Origin of the sequence: Parashewanella hymeniacidonis (assembly GCF_016900895.1) — a bacterium.
GTDB classification, from domain to species: Bacteria; Pseudomonadota; Gammaproteobacteria; order Enterobacterales; family Shewanellaceae; genus Parashewanella; species Parashewanella hymeniacidonis.
In genome coordinates, this window is sequence record NZ_JAFEUN010000013.1 from 25,379 (window position 1) to 46,888 (window position 21,510).

Genomic DNA, 21,510 nt, shown 5'->3' on the forward strand with positions numbered 1-21,510 from the left:
TAGAATATGCTTCCTATTCAACACAACATTTTAATGGCAGTTGGATAGAAAGATGAACAAGTTTACTTTATCTTCACTGAACTTTTTCTCGGGACGCATATTTTCAAAACAATGGATGTCAAGATCCATGCTTTGGCTAGTTGTGTTATGCGCTAGTCTTCTGTTTTTACCGGAGCACATTCTAGGCAAACTAGGATTACATGAGCATATTCAACCGTACAGCCACTTTGTGGGCTTAGGGTTGGTCATCGGTTGTGCGTATTTCTGCAGTCGAGTTTTTGACTACTTACTTGATATTGGTATCAATCACTACAGTAGTAAGCAAGCGACAACTGCGATTGAAAATAAAATCCACTATCTAGACCCTACTGAGAGAGCTGTACTCAGAGAATTCTTTTTACAAAGCAGTGCAACCTTGACCTTACCGAAGGATGACGTTGCCGTTAAAAGCTTAATGAATGCGCATATCCTAGAATGCATCGGTAATGAATTACACTATGCGATTCAGGGTCCTACGGCTGACTTTAAGATCACGTTAAAAGCTCGAAGCTATTTAAATCGTCAAATTTTACGTTTACCGAGTGGAAAGCCAAACGAGCTTGAATTGAAACAATTGATAAAAGCTAGACCCGCATTTATTCATAGTTTAGTGCAGCAAAGAAAACAGGCTGCTTAAGTAATACTGTATAAGGGAGAGCTCACCTAGCTTCTCCCTTTTTACTCCCTCATATTCTCATTAAAAAAGTACATCACGACTTTGAAATAGAGGTATTTATATCTCTGTTTGTTATGTACTGTGAAATGTAGAACCGAATTTTTGCACTGAAAGCACATATGATGCATTTCAGACGTAAAAATACAGCTTGCCAATGGAAGCTAATTAAGGCGGTTGAGGGGGGGGGACCTTAATTCAACTGGGCAAGCTGCTTCTATTCGTGACAATAGCATTTTACTAGACCGTCACGTATTTGTATCACGAGGCAAGCGAATTACTTTTTTTGCTCAAGTTACTTATTTTTCAGGTTCTTGGGCAGACTTCTGTACGAACATCCATAAGATGTAAGACACAATGCCCATTGTGGAAAAGATCACGATCATTGATAATAAACCGATCCAATTTCCGAACATTAGATCTAACCAGAATGCCATAATAGAAGTCCTCTTTCATTGTAATTCAACTTGAGTTTAGGACATCACATTCTCTTAACTAATGATCAGGATCAAACTCTATTCCTAATCCTTATCATTTATGTGGAGATCGAATCAGTACTTGATCTAAGTCAATTTTTAAACAATTTTGGATGAAGACTAACGTATAAAATCTTCAAAACTTTCCAATACATTTTGAAAATCTTCGAAGCCGCAATAAGCGAATGATTCGGCGCTATAAAGATTAAAGCCTTGCTCCAATTCTTCTAATTCATCATCAAGATTTAAACTATTTTCAAATACCGTGACTTGCTCTGAGTTTATTTCAAGAGAAATCTCTCTCCCGACTGAACGCCACTCTTGAATATGTTTACTGCACACACTTTCTAAAGCACTTTTTACGTCAGCAAGTTTTACTTTGTCATTACTTAATTCTTCTGTAAACCAACGACCGAGAACTTGATGCTCCATTGAAAAAATGGCTACGACACCGTCATCAAGGGTATTACGACGAAATTCAAAATCCATGAGTACAACCTACAGCAGAAAAATGTTCCCTATATTACAAAAAAGTCTCTGGTATCTAAACGTAAAAAAGCGCAAATTGCGCCTTTTTACATAAGAGCAACAACTAATTATTTAGTTGCTACTTTTGGCTTAGCTTCTTTTTTCTCAGCTTTCGGAGCTTCAGTTTGTGGCTTTTCAATTGAAACAAGTTCAACCTCAAAAATCAGCGTAGAATCTGCTGGAATAGTACCAGTATCACGATCACCATATGCTAGGTTCGCAGGGATAACAAAACGATACTTAGAACCTACAGTCATCAATTGAACGCCTTCAGTCCAACCAGGAATAACACGGTTTAATGGGAACTTAACTGTTTGCTTGCGCTTGTAAGAACTATCGAATTCAGTACCATCAATCAAAGTACCTTTGTAGTTCACTTCAACAGTATCTGTTGCTTTTGGATGGTCGCCTTTACCTTCGCGTAGAACTTCATACTGAAGACCTGAAGCCGTTGTCTTCACGCCAGGTTTTTTCGCATTTTCAGTAAGATACTTTTCACCAGCAGCTTTGTTCTTAGTCGCTTCAGCTTTAGCATGCGCCTCACGTTTTTCAACTAAACGCTTATCAAGACCTTGAAGTAATGTTTGCATGTCTTCTTCTGATAATTTCACTTTATCGTGAAGACCATCAGAAAAACCTTCAATGATTAACGCACGGTCAACTGGCATACCAAGATCTTCTTGTTCTTTGATGTGCCCACCCATGTATTTACCAATTGATGCACCTACACTGTATGACTCTTTTTGAGCCGGAGTAGTTAATTCAGTGCCTGCTGACTCTTTGGTGGTTTTTTGCTCTTGATTACATGCAGAAAGCCCGAGTACAGCCAACGCAACTAACGACAATTTATAAACAGTTTTCATGTAAATGCTTCCTCAGCGTGTTTCATTATCACAACCAACAAATTGATTTTAAAAGTAAAACCATTCAGTACAGAATGACTTATAACCATTTTTGATAGTGATTCAGGTTCAATATAATTAATAGGGTAAAATTATGTAAGTTACTGTTTTAACGGCCTAGACCAATGCTGTCAAGGTTTAGAGTCTCTGCTTTATAAGAAGTTCAGCAATAATTCAGTCATTTGAGTAGAATATGGGACAGTAATACTCAAAAAGAAACTCACATGTCAGAATTACAAAAACAAGTTGATGATTTGGAAACTAAATTAAGTTTTCAGGAACTAACAATTGAAGAACTTAATCAAGAACTTATCCGATTGAACGACATTGTTGCTGCTCAGCAGCATAAGCTACAATTATTAATACAAAAAATAACGGCAATTGAACCAAGTAATATTGCCAGTCAATCCGAAGAAACACCACCACCGCATTACTAATGCAGTGGTGGGAATCGAGGTGCAAAATGAAGACTGAAATTCTAGAGATAGCTCAAGTCGGTGAAACGGTATTAACTCAAAAAGCTAAACTCGTCACTGAGTTTAACTCTGAGCTGTTGAAGCTCTCAGAGCAAATGATGGTAACGATGGTTGCAGCAGAGGGGTTAGGCATTGCAGCCCCGCAAGTGCATCAATCTATCTCAATGTTTATTATGGCTTCAAGACCCACACTTCGATACCCAAATGCCCCTACAATGGAGCCGACGGTTGTCATCAACCCTACCATCTTAACTCACAGCGAAACCATGCTCGTTGACGAAGAAGGTTGTTTGTCCGTTGCGAATAAAAGATTGCCTATTGCGCGTTATGATGAAATTAATGTCCAGTACCAAGATTTGCAGGGACGTGTTATAAAACAAACACTCACAGGCTTCCCTGCTCGAGTATTTCAGCATGAACATGATCACTTGCTCGGTATCACCGTTTTAGAGCGATCCCAAATGCCTGAACAGAACTTCATCGAACAATAACAGAACTCTAATGTAAACAGGATATTAAGCATGAAGCGATTGGCCGTAAGCTTTTTTCTTATAGCAACACTCTCTGGCTGTGCCACCAACAGCTTATTTGTGAGTTATCCTTCTCAGCTTAATAAACAACGCCAAGCACTTACCACGACGCAACCCTTGTCATCGATTCAATCCGTTTCTGATAACACATCTGGAAATGATGGTTTGTTATACGCACTAGAGGCTGGACGAATCGCTCAAGTTGCCGGTGAATTTGGACAGAGTGAAAAATTTTATCAACAAGCGGTAAAAGACTATCAAGTCTTTGATGAAAAAGCGACGATCAGCCTTTCAAGTGTAGGAGCTAATGCAAGCTCACTGCTGCTTAATGACAATGCCATTCCATATCGTGGTCCAGGATATGAACGAGTTTTATTGCACCAATATCAAGCTTTGAATTACTTATTCCAGAATGATTATCAAGGCGCATTAGTTGAAGTAAGAAGAGCAAACGAATTACAACAAACCGAACAAGATAAGTATGCGAAGTCGAAGAAGTCAGCTCGCCTGCTGGAAAACGGTGCGGTTTCAGAAGAAGAAAGGCGTCTGTCCGCTAACGCCGGATCAGTAACCAGCTCATACCTTAATGCTTATAGTTTCTTTATGACGGGGTTATTGCATGAAATGCTCAACCAACCCAATGATGCTTTTATCGATTATCGAAAAGCGGCACAGATATGGCCCGGAAACCCTTACTTAGAACAATCTCTGGTTCGCTTAGCTAAGCAGCTTTCCATGCCTCAATATGCGGAATTTAAAAAGCGCTGGGGTGATGCAAAGTCACCTAAAAAAAATCAGGGTGAACTGATTATTGTCTATGAAAAAGGCTTTGTACAAGAAAAGCAAAGCTTTACTATTCCATTTAGGATCAATGGTAGCTGGCAAACCGCTTCATTAGCGACTTATAACCGCCCTGCGGCTAACTTGAGTCCTGTAACCGTAAATATCAATAGTACAGAAGTGATACAAGCTAGCCCAATCACCAACATTGACGCTTTAGCCATAAATGCTTTAAAAGAAGAGTTACCTTATGCCTTAGCAAGGCAAGCGGCGCGCATTGCTGTGAAAGCAGAGCTGGCAAGAAAGAGCACCAGCAAACATAAACGAAAAAATGATGAACTCGATATAGGATCGATTGCAGCTCAAATTTTTAATGTCATCACTGAGCAAGCAGATCGACGCAGCTGGTTAACCTTACCGAACCAAGCTCAAATTGCTCGAGTAAATCTGAACTCCGGCAGCTATCCTTTGTCTATCGATAACAGTACATCTCACTCAATTAATGTTGAGGCAGGTCGTAAGACACTGGTTTGGGCAATAAAAACTGGAAATGTAACACGCTTTTATTCAATAATTATTTAACTCAAATTTACAATCAAAATGGAACTGACTATGAAACATTTAAAATCTGTATTGATACTTGCCGCAGTTCTCGGGCTTTCGGCGTGTCAATCAAAAGTAGAATACGGTGATGCAAAAGAAGTTGAAACCGTGAATGCCAACTTTGGCTCAACGGATTTACAATCTATTACAACCAAAATGGTTGATAGTATGTTGACGTTCCCACCAGTGCTCGCACTTACTGCTAATAACAATCGCCCAATTATTTTTGTTGATAGCATCAAAAACAAAACCTCTGAGCATATTGATACGGAGTCGATCACTGACTCAATCAGTAACCGTCTGCTTCGCTCTGGTAAATTCCGTTTTGTTGATATGACCAAAGTAGATTCTGTGCGTAAGCAACTGGATTACCAAAATAACTCTGGTCTGGTTGATCCTTCAACTGCGATTAAGTTTGGTCGTCAAATTGGTGCTCAATATATGCTTTATGGCAACCTTTCGAGCATTGTTAAGCAAGGTGGCAGTACTAAAGACGTATATTACAAAATGACCATGCGTTTAATGGATCTACAAACTGGATTGATTGAATGGTCTGATGAAAAAGAAATCCGTAAAACGAGAACAAAATCGTTTTTAGGTTTGTAAAAAGTTCATACATCATAAAAAGGAAGGGGTTTCTGATTAGCCCCTTTTTAATTGGAGTAACCAACATATATACCCATTATGATACCTGAAGATGCTCGATTTCAGCGAGAATGCACAACTTGTTAATCAAGGCGACAGTGTGCGGCAATAGTGAGCTATTGTTAGCACTGGCAACGAAGAGTAACAAGCTGTGCAACTCGCACTGCGTGGACTTCTCAACGCCAATTCTTCTTTGTTACATTAGCTCGAAAGAATCCCGATATTCCTTCGCTAATGCGCCTCAAAGAATTGGCGCTGAAAAAGTCCTGAAACATGCATCTTCAAGTATCATGGGTATAAGAGCCACTGATGCGCTTCCCCCCCATAATACTCACTTTTTATTATTTTCTTGCGGTTTAAACTGCATGAAACTTTCCTATTAAATCTAAGCTTGGCCACGAGTTTGTGATATAAAACAGCAACTAGCGTTATTACTTGTAACTCATAAGAATAACCTTAAGGCACATTCGCTCTTATAATTGTGTCATTCAGTTTCAAAATTCCGTTTGTAGCTTCTAGGGGCTGTTTATCTTTCGTGATTGTTTTTAATCCTGAAAGATAAACAGCCCCTAATCAAATTAACAAGGCTAAGCAAAACAATAGAATAAGTGAGGCTCCAGAGTGAAAAGAAGCATTTTCTTACTACCAATTGCAATAATGATACTTGGTTGCACTAATATATCGCTGCCAAAAAACTTGCAAACGCAATCAAAATATCTGACACAAGAGCAAGCACAGTTACGCTCGCAGCAAGTCTCAAATGTTCATTATCAATTAAATTATCAGTTAACGGGGCAAGAAAATTTTCGCTCACAAACCACACTTAATTTTGAATGGCATGGCGGAGATTATCCATTACGAGTGGACTTAGACCAAGCGCACATCAACAAAGTAACGATAAATAATCAACGCTTCTACCCAGATTACAACGGTGACTTTTTGCTCTTCAAAGCGACGTTGCTAAAGGATGGGCAAAATCAAATCGTTATTGATTTCACTCGTAAACATAGTACTAATGGTGAAGGGTTAAACCGTTTTGTTGATCCTGTCGATCACAACGTTTATCTGTATTCGCATTTTGAGCCAGCTGCCGCACATCAAATGTTTGCCTCTTTTGATCAACCCGATATCAAGGCGACATACCAACTCACTGTAACCGCTCCCAGTGATTGGACGGTGATCAGCGCTACAAGAGAAAGCAATATTCAACAGCAAGCAAAAAATAAGATCTGGCACTTCCCCATTTCACCAAAATTAAGTACGTATAATTTTTCAATGCATGCTGGTCCTTATAAATTATGGCAGGATAACAGCGGAAAGTACCCACTTCGCTTATTGGCAAGACAATCTGTTGCATCGCACATTGAGCCCAAAGCCTGGTTTAAATACACCAAAAATGGGCTAAAGTTCTATGAACATTACTTTGGTATTCCTTATCCTTTTAAAAAATACGATCAAATCCTAGTACCTAATTTTTTATATGGTGCGATGGAAAACGCGGCAGCCATCACTTTTGCTGAAGGTACATTCTTACATAAATCCAAGCGCACAGAATCTCAAAAATTCATTCTTGCTGAGGTAATCCTCCATGAGATGGCGCATCAATGGTTTGGTAACTTAGTTACTATGAAATGGTGGAATGGTTTGTGGCTCAACGAGAGTTTTGCTTCCTTTATGAGCTTCCTAGCCATTGCTGAGTCAACAGAGTTTGATTATGCATGGCGCAACTTTTATTCCGAAAGCAAACAAAGTGCTTACCATCAAGATGGACTTGTAACCACTCATCCAATTGAAGTCCCAGTGGCTTCAACAGTTAACGCTTTTGATAACATTGATGCCATTACCTACAGTAAAGGGGCTGCAGTACTGGCTCAATTGCGTCATTTATTAGGCGACGAAGTATTTAGGCAGGGCGTGCACTACTACTTAACTCAGTACAGTTATAAAAATGCGACTCTAGATGACTTTGTTTCCGCTTTAGGCCAAATTGCGAACCGCGATTTATCTACGTGGCGGCAACAATGGTTGTATAAAGCGAGTCTCAATAGTATTCAAGCCGACTATCAATGCCTCAACCACAAAATTACTTACTTCAATCTGTTACAGTCGCCCACAGACTCAAACTTTCCAACACTGCGAGAGCAAAAAGTAAACGTTGGGTTATTCAAGCTCGGTCATAAACGTATTTATCAAACCAAAAAAGTCACCGTCACCTACCAAGGTGCGAAGACACCAGTGGATAGTCTTGTTGGTGCAGCCTGCCCTGATCTCGTCTATCCCAATGTTGATGATTGGGGGTTTGTTCAGGTAAATCTCGATACGAAATCATTCCATACTGCAGAAAAAAACCTAAATCTTGTTGAAGACCCATTATTACGCTCAATGTTATGGCAAAGCCTGTGGGATAGTGTGGTTTCAGGTAAATTATCGTTAAGTGATTATATTGGTGTGCTTTTAGTTAATGCCCCTATGGAAACGGATTACACCATATTAAGTCAGCTTACCAGCAGCATGGTGCGTGCGAGTGATGATTTATCGAAGATACAGCCAAGCCATCAAGATTATGCCAATCAAGCTCAAAAAGCGTTATCTCAACTGGCGATTCGTATGGTCATGAGCAACACCCACGACTCGAGCATTCAACGTTTATGGTTCAACACATATATCGATTTAGCTTCAGATAGTGAATCACTGGCTCATCTACAACAGTTATTGCAAGGTAATGATCCGCTTGATGGTATTACGTCTGATTCACAAGCTTTAGATCAAGATACGAGATGGCACATAATCAAGCAGCTTAATCGTTATGGCGTAGAAGGTTCAGAGCAATTGATCAAAAACGAACTGAAACGTGATGCTTCTGATACTGGACAAAAAGCCGCAATTGCTGCTGAAGTTATTCGTCCAGTTGCAAGCATTAAACGTGAATGGCTCAATAAGATTTTTGATAATAAGCTCACTTTTTCCAAGTTGAGTATTGCGATGAAAAACTTGTATCCAAGTGAGCAGTCTTTACTCAGCGAAGCCACTGCCGAACAGCGCCTGAGTATGCTGCCTAAGCTTAATAAACTTGGTCCAGTGTATATGAGAGCTTACAGCAGTAGCCTAATACCAACATCATGTGACCAAACGGGGATTAATCGCATCGAGCAAGTGCTCACTGACAACCAAGGGATATCTGAACTCGTAAAACGTAATTTATTAGAGCATAAACAAGCAGAACAGCGATGTGTTCTGATCAAAGAGTTATTAAAACCTTAGTGTTTTTGAGTTTTAGTGTTAAAAACGTCATGCCAACAGAGCTGGCATGACGACTCAAATTTATTCAAATATATGCTTAATTGCTGCTAAATCTTTTTTTCCAGCCGCAATTTCTTCTGGTGTAAGCCCTGAAACTTCATGTGGAAATACTAGCCACTCATCAGACTCATGGATGAAATAGTCAGGCGTTAGTTCTACTTTTCTATTTTTTGGTTTGTAGTAAGGGGTCGCAATACGAATATCTTTAGGTAAGTTTAAACGCATTTGTTGCTTTAGTTTTTCAAGTAACGCTTCTACGCTTCGTCCTGAATCAAAGACATCATCAACAACTAAAATACTTTCATCGGCATTGGCATGTTCGATGATGTAGTGCAAACCGTGGACTCGAATTTCTTTACTTTGCTTATCGGTGCCAATACCGTAATAAGATGAGGTACGTACGGCAATGTGGTCTGTTTCTATTTGCTTATAATCAAAGTATTCTTGAACAGCAATACCAATGGGTGCCCCACCACGCCAAATTCCGACGATATAGTCCGGTCTAAAACCACTTTCATATACTTGCGCCGCTAAACGAAATGAATCTTCGAGTAACTGCTGAGCACTAATATAATGTTTTTCTATCACAGGTAGGTCCCCAATTTTTTTTGTTTTGATATCAATGGGTTTGAGAAAAGTAATACCAAACCTAATCACATAAACAAATAAAATGTCATACGAATTAGATAACAGTATAACCAAGTTTTATATCTCAAACTTGGCGGGATATTTTACTTTAAAATGGCCTACATGGTTGAATTAATTTGGCTATCATTGCGGATGATCAAAAAAGCCGCTAATTAACAACAAGTAAGTAGCGGCTATATAGAAGTTCATGAGTACAAAAAATGGGTTATACCAACTCTGGTACACCAGCCATCATCGTTTTAGTTTGACGCTTAGTTTCATCTTCTTTGAACTCTTTTGACAAAACAGTATCGACGTAATACCAGTTGCTTTCTACTTTTTCAGGCGTAAATGTTACTGTCATAAATCCACGATCACCCATATTGGCGTATTTTAAATCTTCAACCAATTGTGAAACGGCCGCTTCAGTTGCAGGTAATTCTGGTTGCGGTATTTGCAAGTAATACTCTAACCCTGGAGAAGAAACCGAAGCCGTTGCAAACTCAACTCCAACCACATCGCCATTAACATCACGAAGCTCATTTGCCCATGCATTATGAGTATCCCCAGCCAATACAACAAAGTTCTGCTGGCGAGATTTAGCCGTTCCAAAAATCACTTCCCGCTCATAGGCGTATCCATCCCAAGCATCCAAATTGTATGGAATCGATGGCAGTTGCAACATGGCTAACACTTCAGGAGTTAATAGATGCTGACCCGCTGCGAGAGCTTGCAACTCACCAGCCGTCAATGTCGGATCACCCGCTTGTGCTCTTGCCGCTATTTGTGCAAGCTGTGCTAATTGAGCAAATTGCGAAATGCTGATTTGCTGCGTTGCAATAGCCGCAGGTAAAAACACTTTCCCCATAAGCACTTGCTGACCCAAAACTTGCCATTTAGCCGTTGATTGCAACATTTCACCTTGCAACCACAATAACTGAGTTAAGCCAAGCATAGTGCGATTGGTATCGGTCACATCAGCCATGAAGCTGTCGCCGTCGAAACCACCCGTATTGGGATCGATATAATTTTCAAAAGCGAGTTGCTTATCACGGCCTAATAGGCGTGTATCAAGCATGTGCAGATCCAACAAATCACCATATGAGAAGCTGCGGTAGATCTCTTCATGACGACCTTCGCGCCAAGGGCGGATTGGTAACCATTCAAAATACGCCTGTAGCGCTGCTTGCTTACGTGCAGCAAAATCACCCTCTTCTTCTTGATGATTCTCTGCACCATCTTTATAGGAATCATTGGTGACTTCGTGATCATCCCATACCATGATGAATGGGCTTTGTTGATGCAGCTTTTGCAGGCTATTGTCCGAGCGATATTGTGCGTAGCGTTGACGATAATCGTCTAAACTGACGATTTCTCGATCCGGCATGACTTCACGGCCTTCAACTTTACTTGTGCCATTAGCTGAACTGTCATTACCATACTCATAAATGTAATCACCGAGATGAATAACGGCATCTATCTCTGATTGCTTGGTCGCAAGCTCATACACATTGAAATAACCCACTGGATAGTTAGCACAAGATAAAACGGCAAACTTAACTTGAGCGATCTCACCCTCAGGTAACGTTTTAGTTACTCCCACAGTCGACGTGTTATCACCCGACATAAAGCGGTAATAATACGTTTGCCCTGGTCGTAAACCTACAGCATCAATTTTTACCGTATAGTCACGCTCAACAGTGGTTGTCATGCTGCCGTCACGAATAACATCACTAAAATCACTGTCCGTAGCCACTTGCCAGCTTACACTGACTTCACCTTGTTCATTGGGTGAAACTCGAGTCCATAGAATGACGGCATTACTTGCAGGATCACCACTGGCAACACCATGAAGAAACTGTCCAGAAATACGGTCCTTTTTATCATCACTGCTACACCCCATCAACCCATACGATAGAACTGCGGCCCCAACACCTTTTGCAGAAAATGCTAAAAAATCACGACGGTTATATTTTGTTGTCATTATTATTCCTTGTTATTCTTTTCCCTGAGCCAACACAATGTATATTCGCTAAAGAGGTCTGATGTCTCATAACCCAGTTAGGTTACACAAATGTTTATTATATGTAACCATTTTGTGATACTTTTTTCCTAGCCCTTTCACCATTTCAGAAATTAATAGCTATAATCGCAAGAGAAAGTGTCGTTGTATCATTCAAAGATTTAGCTTTTCTTGTAAAAGGTCGTATTGTTTAAAGGTAAACGATTAGATAATCACTATTTAATAGCGCCATAAGTCAGAAGAGTATTTGGAAACATAAGGAATAATTCGAGTGGAAAAAAAAATCACAACATCTTCTGCTAACAGCAACGACGTTTCTGCTCGACGTAAAGCATTGAATTTAGGTGGCCAATTAGGCTTAGTTGCAGATGGTGATTATAAGCCAGCTAATGCCTCAGTTGCAGCACGTGGTGAACACCGACAACGTAAACTCATTGCGAACTATCAAAAGAATTTAGAATCCATTTATCAATTGGCTCTAGATCACACCCCTTCTGACGTTACAGGCATCGACTTAGATCCAGATTGGTTGTATCACTTTTTTGAAATGGCAGAAAAAATCCATAACCCTAAAATGCAAGATCTCTGGGCTAGAATTCTGGCAAGAGAAATCGTAAAACCGGGTAACTTCACCATTGAGACTTTAGACACCTTAAAGAAACTGACACAACGTGAAGCACTGATTCTCGAAAGAGCGTTAGGGCTTGGCTCTACGTTTAATAATGAAACTCGCTTGAAACTGCTAAGTCGCTATAGAGTCACAGGCGGCTGGACGACTTATTTCAGAAATAACCCAATTCGCTTAATCGATTTATCAAAATGTGGACTCCCTTACTCCAGCATTCTAACGATGATACATGCTGGCATTTTACATCCAGAAGAATTTGAAACGGGTCGATTAACCAAAGGTGAAGAGATAAAAGTCACTTATCCTCACAAACAGTTGTCATTAATACCAAAAATTCCACATATCGTCGTTGGCTATTATCGATTTACCAACATAGGAAATGAGCTTGCACAGCTGGTGTCTCCAAAATTAGAATCCAATGTTTTTGAAGTGATCAGAAGCACATTGAATGACGATTTTGTAATCCAATGAGTCCACGATAAGATTAAACATCTTTAATCTTATTAGCATACTGTATTAGGCATGGTAAATTTGGTTTTTTAAGCTCATTAACTCAAAGGGTTTAAAGGTTTATGGCCACAACTTTAATTCAGTGTAATCATTTAGCGACAGGCTTTACTGATACAGGTCAATTACAATCTGTTTCTCAGTACATCAAGCATCAAAAACAACAGAAAGCACACCTTCCTACGCTCATGCTATATATACATAGGAACAGTGAGATTTTTCCTGTTGAATATACTGTTGTTTGGCATACACTTCATGGGCCAAATAATCTAACCCGTACATTTGCTCAACTCGAACTTTACAACCAAACTTCCATTGAAAATAGTACTTTATTACAATCAGTTGAATCTGATTTCATGCGGAAATGTAATTGGTATTTACTCGCAAGCAGTGCTTTTGAACCATTGCTTAAGTTTATAGATTCGCAAACAACTAAAACTAGAGGGAAGATTGAAAGAACAAAAAGCCTAGCAGTACTTAGCACCAAATTTGATTTAGGCTCTTTTCCTTCTAGAAAGTTAGCACGTTCTAGAAGTTTAAATGATTTACCAGCTGAGGCAATTGACGATCAAAAGTGGGCTCAATTTCGCACACAACAAGATTATTTTGTCGCTCATAAATCTTCATCGAATCCAACGCTCTCTGAGATCCGAATACAGTTACAGAAAGCAGAGGAGCTCAAGGTCGAATTCATTTCTCAGCTACTAGCAGAAGGTATTGACCTAAATGATAGAGATGCCGTAAAAACGTTTTTAGATAACAAGGCTAATGCCAGAAACATACGTTCACAGTCCACCTCTGAATCAGTACCAGAATCTGTGAAAGATGATTTGGAAGAGTTCGTTGTTATAACAGCTCCCCCTCAAGTTAGCGGAAACTTGTCAAACGACGACTTTGAATTAACAGGACTGCTGCTTGCTCAGTCCACTCAAGAAAACGAACATATCACCTGGCTTCAATTACCGAGTGATCAGTCTGATGCCTTCTTGGACGACTGTCTGGTGATAACTCATGACTCGACACCTGAAACGGGGGTCGAATGTTTCGGTACACTCCCAGAATCAGCGCCCTCCTTCGCTCTAACTGAACACGACGAGACAGCCTCCATAGCACAGCCTCACTCTTTTGATCGCACCAACGAGCTTAAAGCTTCATATGTCTCTTTGGTCCAAATGGATGACTTCACGCTTATACCAACATCAGCCTGTCTAGGCGACATAGACATTGTTGAGCCTCTGCAACCTAAATTGCACAGTCCTGAAACTAAGATCATTGAGTATTTTAAAGCGAACAAGATCCACCACCTTCAACCACTAAAAATGAATCCTCAATTTGAAATAACAAAGGGAAGTGATTTTGTAAGTGCCTCACAAATAGAGTCTTATCAGCGCTCATATGTTTCTCCCACATTCGATACCGTGCCGATCTCACAAACCAGAAAAAAGTTTCAAGCTTTCACGGGAACCATTAAGCGTCACCTTGACAAACAGCTCCTCAATTCAGGGAGAAAAAATATTGGTCAAGGTAGAGTTTATGATTGTTATGTAGCACTACAAAATTTTTCAAGTGCTCACCAACTCGAAAAGCACAATATTGATATTCATCGTGAGCTTTCTCTTGAAAGTTCAGAATTAGCCTCAAGTTTGCTCGCACATCATTCATCATTTACACAACAAGCTAACTTAAGAATGATGTTTATTCCTGTTGGAGTACATGCTAAGACACTCGCCTTAATCGAATCTCATCACGCCATTTTATGTGTATTCATAAAAGAACGTATTTTTGTAATCGATTCAAAAAATAAGTTTGCTTCGCTGTTCAACAAGGTTCCTAAAATCACCTATATCTGTACTCAATTGCAACCGTTAACTAATTCAGTCGATTGCACTCGATTCGTCACCTTTACAGCCATGCACTTGCTCAATTGCTTGTTAAAAGAAAGTCCTGATGAAACGTCTGACGAAACTACCACCATAATGCAAATTCTTGCGCATATACCTCAACCAGAAGAGATGGAAGAAGCGCCTAAAGACGCCGAACATGATGAAGGTGAAATTCAAGACTTCTGTGAGTTATAACGTATTGCGTCGATAATGCTTAATCTCAAAATCAAATCTGAACCCCATAAATACTTGATGTGCTGTTGCTGATTTTTGCCTTATCAATTGCCACTCAACAAACCACTTTAATTTATCCGTTTGGAACCATTCAAAGGTGGTATTTACGAGTTGCTGTTTTCGATGTCTATCTGAATCGGGCTCAAATTGAGAAACACCAAACTTCAGTTTGTGCTCTGAAGTTAATTGATAGGACATGGCGACATCTGCAGTAAAGCCAGCGTTCTGGTTAAATCGAGTGTGCTGAAAAGACGTCGCCCAGTAAAGTTTTTCGGTGACTTGTTGAGACAATGATAGACCAATTACTTGTTGTGTATCGAGTTCAAAATCTTCTTGGTAATACGCCGCAGCAAAATACATGTTTTGCCAATGATAGCGTCCTCCGAAACCAAGATAATGATTACGAGTATGCCATGGCTGATTATGAGTCCGTTTATCGATTTGCCAGTTCCAATCCCCACTCTGTAATTGATAACTCACCATGCTATTTACTCTTGCGGGGCTGATGATGTCATAAGCTAATGGAGATGCTAGGCGATTAAATATATCAACAGGTTCAGCGATTAAGTTATATTGCGCCGCATTTTGTCTACCGTAGGTTAGTTGCCCCCAATGTCCTGCTAAACCAACATACGCTTTTCTGCGACTGCCAAACTCATAATCACTTTTCACTGTTGGACGTGCATCACCATGAGCCACTAATCGCACGTCTTCAATGACAGTGTACTTGAGCTTCACGCCAGTTCGTGAAGAGCTGTCATCCCACTTCCAAGCTTGGTCACTCCAATCTAGTGTCCCAAAACGGGGGCGAAGAGATAAGTAGTAAGTCAACGCATCTGGGTCATCCATAATCTGAGTTGGTAACTCAGGTAACATAGACATATCGTTTGAGGGCTCTCTTGGAATCCTATCCTTTGCAAACCCTGAAAATGATAGCCCAGTAACCATTAACCAGATAAAGTTTCTAAGCATTGTTCCTCCATGAATAACGCTTAGATTATAGTCAAATTACCTTAAGCTGCTGAAGCTGCATCCAATGCCAGTAAATATTCTAGAATGGCATGCACTTGCTGACCTAAGTCACCTTTACTGGTGTTAATAGTGAGCTCAGCCGCTATTGGCTCTTCATATTCAGCATCAATGCCTGTGAAATCTTTAATTTCTCCAGCTCGAGCTTTTTTATACAAACCTTTCGGATCTCGTTGTTCGCAAACATCTAGAGGCGTTGCCACATGAATCTCAATAAATTCATTTTCAGAAAACTGGCTTCGAATCCATTCCCGCTGCTGCCGTGAAGGTGACACAAATGCCCCAAGAACAATCACGCCGGCATCAAGTATTAACTTGCTCACTTCGGTCACTCTACGCATGTTTTCATTACGATCACGTTCAGAAAAACCAAGATCGTTACATAATCCATGACGAACATTGTCACCATCAAGCAAATAAGTGGCGAAGCCCTTTTGATGTAAAATCGATTCCAGTGCGCCAGCTAAAGTAGATTTACCTGAACCAGATAAACCGGTAAACCATAACAGTCTCGGTTGTTGTTTTAGCAGCTCTTGACGCTGAACTTTATCTATTTTATGTGAATGCCATGATATTTCAGACATAAAAGCTCCTCTTGTTGTTTAATTAAGATCAGTTAAATGGAAACCACATCGGGACAAGTGTGATCACCAGTGTTGAATACAGCAGTGACAAAGGTAACCCCAATTTGACGAAGTCGATAAAGCGATAGTTTCCCGCATTGAACACCATTAAATTGGTCTGATAACCGTAAGGTGAGATGAAACTGGCACTGGCACCGAATACGACGGCAACAATAAAAGGTTTGGCATCAACACTAAGTGTTTCAGATATGGCCAAAGCAATGGGAAAGGCCAATGCGGCAGCAGCATTATTAGTGATAAGTTCGGTTAATAGAACCGTCATGAGATATACACCAATAAAGGCACCCAGTGTTCCGTACCCCGAGAATAGAGACATCAAGCCATTTGACAGCTCAGTCGCAAGTCCGGTACTCATCATCAGATCAGCCAAACACAATGCACTGCCGACGATGATCAGCAACGAAGTCGGAAAACGTCTACGAATGTGATCGAGATCCAATACTCGAGTCAACAAATACATCAGTAACAATATCACTAGACTTTTTGCCAGTGACACCAAGCCAAGTAAACTGGCTCCCAGTGCGACAGCAAAACTCGCCATCACCCAATGGCTGCGCTTTGGCGTTAATTGCACAGATAAGTCCAGAGCATTGATCGATGCAAATTCATGCCTCGGTTGCAGTTGTTCAAACTCGCTACCCGGCGTCACCAGCAGTAAATCGCCTGACTGTAATTTCACATCACCAAGGCCACCTTTGAGCACTTGATTACCACGGCGAATCCCCAATACAGCAGCAGAAAACGTTTCTCGAAATTCGGCTTGCTTCAAAGAGTGTCCAACCAAGTGGCTACTCGGTGCAATCACCAGTTCTACCAAGTTTTGACCATCCGCTTGGTGTTTACCAAACCATTCCAAGCCATCAAACTGTTGCAGTAATTCTACAGAATCCACAGCACCACTGAACCTCAGTTTATCGCCCGCGACCAACACCATATTCGGTGGCACGGGAGACATCGCAACACCATTGCGCTCTAACTCGGCCAAATACAATTTTTTGAGTGCGCGCAACTGATTATCATGCACACTCTTTCCGATCAGTTTCGAGCCCGTTATCACTTTAGCTTCTAACAAAAAAGGTAATTCTGTTTCGGCTTGATTATCGTCACGTTCAGGTAACCAATGCGATATCACAATAAGTAACGCCATGCCTGCCACAACGAGCACCAAACCCACTTGGGTAAACTCAAAAAAGTGCAGTGGTTCTAATCCAGCATGCTCAACAAACGAATTGACAATTAAATTGGTGGAGGTGCCAATTAAGGTCAGCGTCCCCCCTAAAATCGTGGCGTAATTCAAGGGTAATAACAGTTTGGAGGCAGCGTGGGATTGATTTCTCTGAATAGGCCCGATTAGAGATGCGACCACAGCGGTGTTATTGGTGAATGACGACAACAAGGCTGTCGAAAAACCCAACTTAGCTAAGGTCGATGTAAACGACCCTTTCGCAATCAATTGACTCAACTTAGCAAGTAAGTGTGTTTTCTCTAATACACTGGCAGTCAAAATAAGCAACACTAGCGTGATCAAACCACTATTAGTGAAACTGGTTAGGGCATGCGAAATATCCACCAGCCCAAGTAAATAACAAGCGATAACAGCACCAGCAAAACACATTGCTGGCGACGCTTTACCTGAAAATAGTCCGCCAAGTAACCCAATTAAGATGAGACTTAACCACACTGCATCGGTCATTTACTGATGTCCAATGCCTGCCAATGAGGGTAAGTCTTTCTCACCCAAGCGTTCAGTTCGATTTCCGACTCTGAATAAACCTGTTCGAGTTTCTTCTGCGACTTAACTTCTGTCACCATTACCGCCGCTGCAGTCGCATTGGTTAAGCGATCGATAATGATCATCGCTCCAGTAGTGTGGTTATCTCTATATGTTTCAACAAACATCGGCTCTGTGAATGCCATTTTCACTTTAGCGATCGTATTTAAACTAACGGTACTTTCAACACGCTTGTCCAGTGTGTTTACATCTGTGATGTACTCGATACTGGTCATTTTTACTTGAGTCAGTTTGCCAGCAACCTTCACATCATAAAGCTGATTAAGCTTCAATGGTGTTTCTTGCATCCACACTAACTCAGCGGTTATTTGCTGAGCTGACGTTGGCGAAATGTCTTGGCTTTTAACAATGACATCTCCACGCGAAATATCAATTTCATCCTCTAAAACCAATGTTATGGCTTCGCCTTTGGTCGCCATTGATTTGTCACCGTCAAAGGTGACAATGCTAGCGATCACTGATGACTTATCCGACGGCAACACCGTTATCTCATCGCCCACCGAGATACTGCCACTCGCAACCGTACCAGAGAAACCTCTAAAGTTAAGATCAGGACGTTGCACATATTGCACAGGAAAACGAAATTCATGATGTTCGCTATCAATGTCAATGTCTTCAAGCGCTGTGAGTAATGGCTCAGATGTATACCATGGCATATGCTTTGATGTTGCAACAACGTTGTCGCCAGTTAATGCTGACAGAGGAATATATCGAATGTCAGCAGCTCTCAGTTGCTTTGCAAACTGTTCAAAGTCAGTTCTTATCGCATCAAAAACACTTTGCTGGTAATCCACTAAATCCATTTTATTAATGGCAATCACCAGATGTTTAATGCCCAATAAGCTTGCAATATAAGCATGACGCTTAGTCTGGGTTTGTACACCATAACGAGCATCGATCAAAATCACAGCCACATCACAAGTGGATGCTCCCGTTGCCATATTACGTGTGTATTGTTCATGCCCAGGCGTATCAGCAATGATGAATTTGCGTTTCTGACTGCTGAAATAACGATAAGCCACATCAATGGTGATGCCTTGCTCACGCTCAGCTTGCAAACCATCGACTAACAAAGCTAAATCTAAAGCTTCGCCAGCATTACCTATCTTGGCACTTTCTTGTTTCAGGGTAGCTAATTGATCATCGTAGATCTGAGCGCTGTCATGCAATAATCGACCAATCAACGTACTCTTACCGTCATCAACACTCCCGCAGGTTAAAAAGCGCAGTAATTGTTTTTGTTGTTGATGAGCCACATATGTTTCAATATCTAAGTCTTCGACTCTTTCAGCGACCATTAGAAGTACCCCTGACGTTTTTTCATTTCCATCGATCCCGCTTGATCGCTATCAATCAAACGCCCTTGTCGCTCACTTGAACGTGTAAGTAACATTTCAGTGATGATCTTATCGAGATCATCCGCATCAGAATGCATTGCAGCTGTTAAGGGATAACACCCAAGGGTTCTAAACCTCACTTGTTCATATCGAACTTCATCGGATTCATATGGCAAGCGATCGTCATCGACCATGATCATCATGCCATCACGATCAACAACGGGGCGTTTTGCGGCGTAGTACAGTGGAACAATCTCAATGTTTTCTTGTTTGATGTACTGCCATATATCTAGCTCAGTCCAATTTGATAATGGGAAAACACGAATGCTTTCACCTTTATTAATGGCACTATTAAAGTTATTCCAAAGCTCTGGGCGCTGATTTTTTGGATCCCAGCGATGATGTTCGTCTCTGAAAGAATAAACTCGCTCTTTAGCACGCGACTTTTCTTCATCTCGGCGTGCGCCACCAAATGCTGCATCAAAACCATATTGATCCAGCGCTTGTTTAAGCGCTTGAGTTTTCATTACGTCAGTATGTTTTGCGCTGCCATGATCGAATGGATTAATACCCTGCGCAACGCCATCAGGATTGGTGTGAGTCAATAACTTGAAGCCATGCTTTTCGGCTTGACGATCTCGAAATTCAATCATTTCTTTGAATTTCCATTTGGTATCAACGTGCAATAATGGAAACGGTATCTTGCCTGGATAAAAGGCTTTACGTGCTAAGTGCAACATCACCGATGAATCTTTACCAATTGAATACAACATCACAGGGTTATTAAACTCTGCAGCAACCTCTCGTAGGATATAAATACTCTCTGCTTCTAATTGCTGCAGGTGAGTCATGGTTTGGGTCATAGTATTTGCTCCAATTTATCGCCATTAAATGCCGCTGCCATCTTTTGTGAAGTGTTTTGTATGTTGTGTGGCGACTGACGTTGCTGTTGTGGTAAAAACCAATTCAAATCTTGATGTAAACTGGCCACTTCACCAATTATCATCATCGCAGGATCTGCGGTATCGGTTTCTGTAATCAATTCACTGAGTTTTTCTAACGTGCCAATAACCACCTTTTGTTTTGTGGTCGTAGCGGAATAAACCAGAGCTACGGGAGTTTGGGGCAAACGTCCCCCCTCAATGAGTCCAGCTTCAATGTTTGGCGCCTGTGATTTACCCATATAAATTGCGAGTGTGTGGTTAGATTGGGCGTATTCTTGCCATTTTACTTTTTCACCGGCCCCAGCTTTGCAATGACCAGTGATAAACGTTACGCTTTGTGCAAGTTCACGATGAGTCAGTGGGATCCCGGCATAAGCTGAGGCGCCGGCAGCTGCAGTAACGGCAGGCACGACTTCGAAGTCAATTTCAGCAGCGACTAAAGTACTGACCTCTTCACCGCCTCGGCCAAAAATGTATGGGTCTCCACCTTTCAGGCGTACCACGTTTTTGTGATGAAACGCTTTGGTGATCAACAACTGATTGATATCTTCTTGAGCTGCACTGTGTTTGCCAGAACGTTTACCTACCGCAATCACTTCACAATTGCAGTTCACGAGCTGCATGATCTCGTCGCTTACCAGTGCATCATAAAGGACTACATCGGCTTGTTTAATGAGTCGCCACGCTTTAAGGGTAAGTAGATCGGGATCGCCAGGGCCGGCACCAACAATATAAACTTTGCCTTTTGCGCCGTTATCGGTCAGCGGCACCAGTTCCATTTTTCAGATTCCAATAGATTAAACTTTATGGAAATATAGCGGAGCTTTTATATCTTTTTAAATATATAAAACAGAAAACTTATTACCTTTTGATATAAGAAGGTTGTTTTTATAACAATTTCTATTACAAA

Annotated in this window: 19 protein-coding genes; 8 read left to right on the plus strand and 11 right to left on the minus strand. The window is 40.9% G+C overall.

Annotated elements, in window-relative coordinates:
* Nucleotides 1-52 precede the first annotated feature (52 nt).
* Nucleotides 53-676, plus strand: a complete 624-nt coding sequence (locus JQC92_RS04510; protein ID WP_204998532.1) for a superinfection exclusion B family protein — start codon at nucleotides 53-55, stop codon at nucleotides 674-676.
* Between the two features lie 335 nt (nucleotides 677-1,011).
* Here JQC92_RS04510 and JQC92_RS04515 read toward each other — a convergent pair whose 3' ends face one another.
* From JQC92_RS04515 to fkpA, 3 genes are all read right to left on the minus strand, one after another.
* Complete coding sequence (locus JQC92_RS04515; RefSeq protein WP_129945187.1) at nucleotides 1,012-1,149, minus strand: DUF3149 domain-containing protein; 138 nt, start codon at nucleotides 1,147-1,149, stop codon at nucleotides 1,012-1,014.
* A gap of 159 nt (nucleotides 1,150-1,308) precedes the next feature.
* Nucleotides 1,309-1,677: a YacL family protein gene (locus tag JQC92_RS04520; RefSeq protein ID WP_204998533.1), complete on the minus strand. Its 369-nt coding sequence runs from the start codon at nucleotides 1,675-1,677 to the stop codon at nucleotides 1,309-1,311.
* Nucleotides 1,678-1,784: 107 nt separating this feature from the next.
* Nucleotides 1,785-2,579 (minus strand): FKBP-type peptidyl-prolyl cis-trans isomerase, encoded by a 795-nt coding sequence (fkpA, locus tag JQC92_RS04525; protein WP_129945189.1) that lies wholly within the window; start codon nucleotides 2,577-2,579, stop codon nucleotides 1,785-1,787.
* Between the two features lie 263 nt (nucleotides 2,580-2,842).
* Here fkpA and JQC92_RS04530 point away from each other — a divergent pair, with 263 nt between their 5' ends.
* The 5 genes from JQC92_RS04530 (at nucleotide 2,843) to pepN (ending at nucleotide 8,913) form a co-directional block, all read left to right on the plus strand.
* Nucleotides 2,843-3,055, plus strand: coding sequence for a SlyX family protein (locus JQC92_RS04530; protein ID WP_204998534.1), 213 nt, complete (start codon nucleotides 2,843-2,845; stop codon nucleotides 3,053-3,055).
* Nucleotides 3,056-3,081: 26 nt separating this feature from the next.
* Nucleotides 3,082-3,585, plus strand: coding sequence for a peptide deformylase (gene def / locus JQC92_RS04535; RefSeq protein ID WP_204998535.1), 504 nt, complete (start codon nucleotides 3,082-3,084; stop codon nucleotides 3,583-3,585).
* A gap of 30 nt (nucleotides 3,586-3,615) precedes the next feature.
* Entirely contained in the window at nucleotides 3,616-4,986 is a 1,371-nt protein-coding gene (locus JQC92_RS04540) for a COG3014 family protein (RefSeq protein ID WP_204998536.1), read from the plus strand.
* Between the two features lie 30 nt (nucleotides 4,987-5,016).
* Nucleotides 5,017-5,613 carry a penicillin-binding protein activator LpoB gene (gene lpoB / locus JQC92_RS04545; RefSeq protein ID WP_204998537.1) on the plus strand — a complete coding sequence of 199 codons (597 nt, stop codon included), beginning with the start codon at nucleotides 5,017-5,019 and terminating at the stop codon, nucleotides 5,611-5,613.
* 696 nt (nucleotides 5,614-6,309) lie between these two features.
* Complete coding sequence (gene pepN / locus JQC92_RS04550; RefSeq protein ID WP_204998555.1) at nucleotides 6,310-8,913, plus strand: aminopeptidase N; 2,604 nt, start codon at nucleotides 6,310-6,312, stop codon at nucleotides 8,911-8,913.
* A gap of 60 nt (nucleotides 8,914-8,973) precedes the next feature.
* Here the strand turns inward: pepN and JQC92_RS04555 are convergent, their stop codons facing one another.
* Together JQC92_RS04555 and JQC92_RS04560 are read right to left on the minus strand one after the other, a co-directional pair.
* Complete coding sequence (locus JQC92_RS04555; RefSeq protein WP_204998538.1) at nucleotides 8,974-9,540, minus strand: phosphoribosyltransferase family protein; 567 nt, start codon at nucleotides 9,538-9,540, stop codon at nucleotides 8,974-8,976.
* Between the two features lie 265 nt (nucleotides 9,541-9,805).
* Nucleotides 9,806-11,563 carry an alkaline phosphatase D family protein gene (locus tag JQC92_RS04560; RefSeq protein ID WP_204998539.1) on the minus strand — a complete coding sequence of 586 codons (1,758 nt, stop codon included), beginning with the start codon at nucleotides 11,561-11,563 and terminating at the stop codon, nucleotides 9,806-9,808.
* Nucleotides 11,564-11,873: 310 nt separating this feature from the next.
* Here JQC92_RS04560 and JQC92_RS04565 point away from each other — a divergent pair, with 310 nt between their 5' ends.
* Nucleotides 11,874-12,701 carry a TIGR03899 family protein gene (locus JQC92_RS04565; RefSeq protein WP_338049491.1) on the plus strand — a complete coding sequence of 276 codons (828 nt, stop codon included), beginning with the start codon at nucleotides 11,874-11,876 and terminating at the stop codon, nucleotides 12,699-12,701.
* Between the two features lie 101 nt (nucleotides 12,702-12,802).
* A complete protein-coding gene (locus tag JQC92_RS04570) occupies nucleotides 12,803-14,815 on the plus strand; it encodes a hypothetical protein (protein ID WP_204998540.1) in 2,013 nt (670 codons plus the stop codon).
* Here JQC92_RS04570 and JQC92_RS04575 read toward each other — a convergent pair.
* The 6 genes from JQC92_RS04575 to cobA are packed head-to-tail and all read right to left on the minus strand — an operon-like array spanning nucleotide 14,810 to nucleotide 21,379.
* A complete protein-coding gene (locus JQC92_RS04575; RefSeq protein WP_204998541.1) occupies nucleotides 14,810-15,826 on the minus strand; it encodes a porin in 1,017 nt (338 codons plus the stop codon). The two genes, JQC92_RS04570 and JQC92_RS04575, sit on opposite strands and share 6 nt — an antisense overlap.
* A gap of 41 nt (nucleotides 15,827-15,867) precedes the next feature.
* Entirely contained in the window at nucleotides 15,868-16,467 is a 600-nt protein-coding gene (gene cysC, locus JQC92_RS04580) for an adenylyl-sulfate kinase (RefSeq protein ID WP_204998542.1), read from the minus strand.
* A gap of 28 nt (nucleotides 16,468-16,495) precedes the next feature.
* Nucleotides 16,496-18,220 (minus strand): SLC13 family permease, encoded by a 1,725-nt coding sequence (locus tag JQC92_RS04585; RefSeq protein ID WP_204998543.1) that lies wholly within the window; start codon nucleotides 18,218-18,220, stop codon nucleotides 16,496-16,498.
* A complete protein-coding gene (cysN, locus tag JQC92_RS04590; protein WP_204998544.1) occupies nucleotides 18,217-19,617 on the minus strand; it encodes a sulfate adenylyltransferase subunit CysN in 1,401 nt (466 codons plus the stop codon). Before cysN ends, JQC92_RS04585 begins: the two co-directional genes overlap by 4 nt.
* On the minus strand, nucleotides 19,617-20,519 hold the full coding sequence (gene cysD, locus JQC92_RS04595; RefSeq protein ID WP_204998545.1) for a sulfate adenylyltransferase subunit CysD: 903 nt from the start codon (nucleotides 20,517-20,519) through the stop codon (nucleotides 19,617-19,619). The genes cysN and cysD overlap by 1 nt, the downstream gene beginning before the upstream one ends.
* The gene (gene cobA / locus JQC92_RS04600; protein WP_204998546.1) at nucleotides 20,516-21,379 is read right to left on the minus strand and encodes a uroporphyrinogen-III C-methyltransferase; all 864 of its coding nucleotides are present in this window, start codon (nucleotides 21,377-21,379) and stop codon (nucleotides 20,516-20,518) included. Before cobA ends, cysD begins: the two co-directional genes overlap by 4 nt.
* Nucleotides 21,380-21,510: the final 131 nt, after the last annotated feature.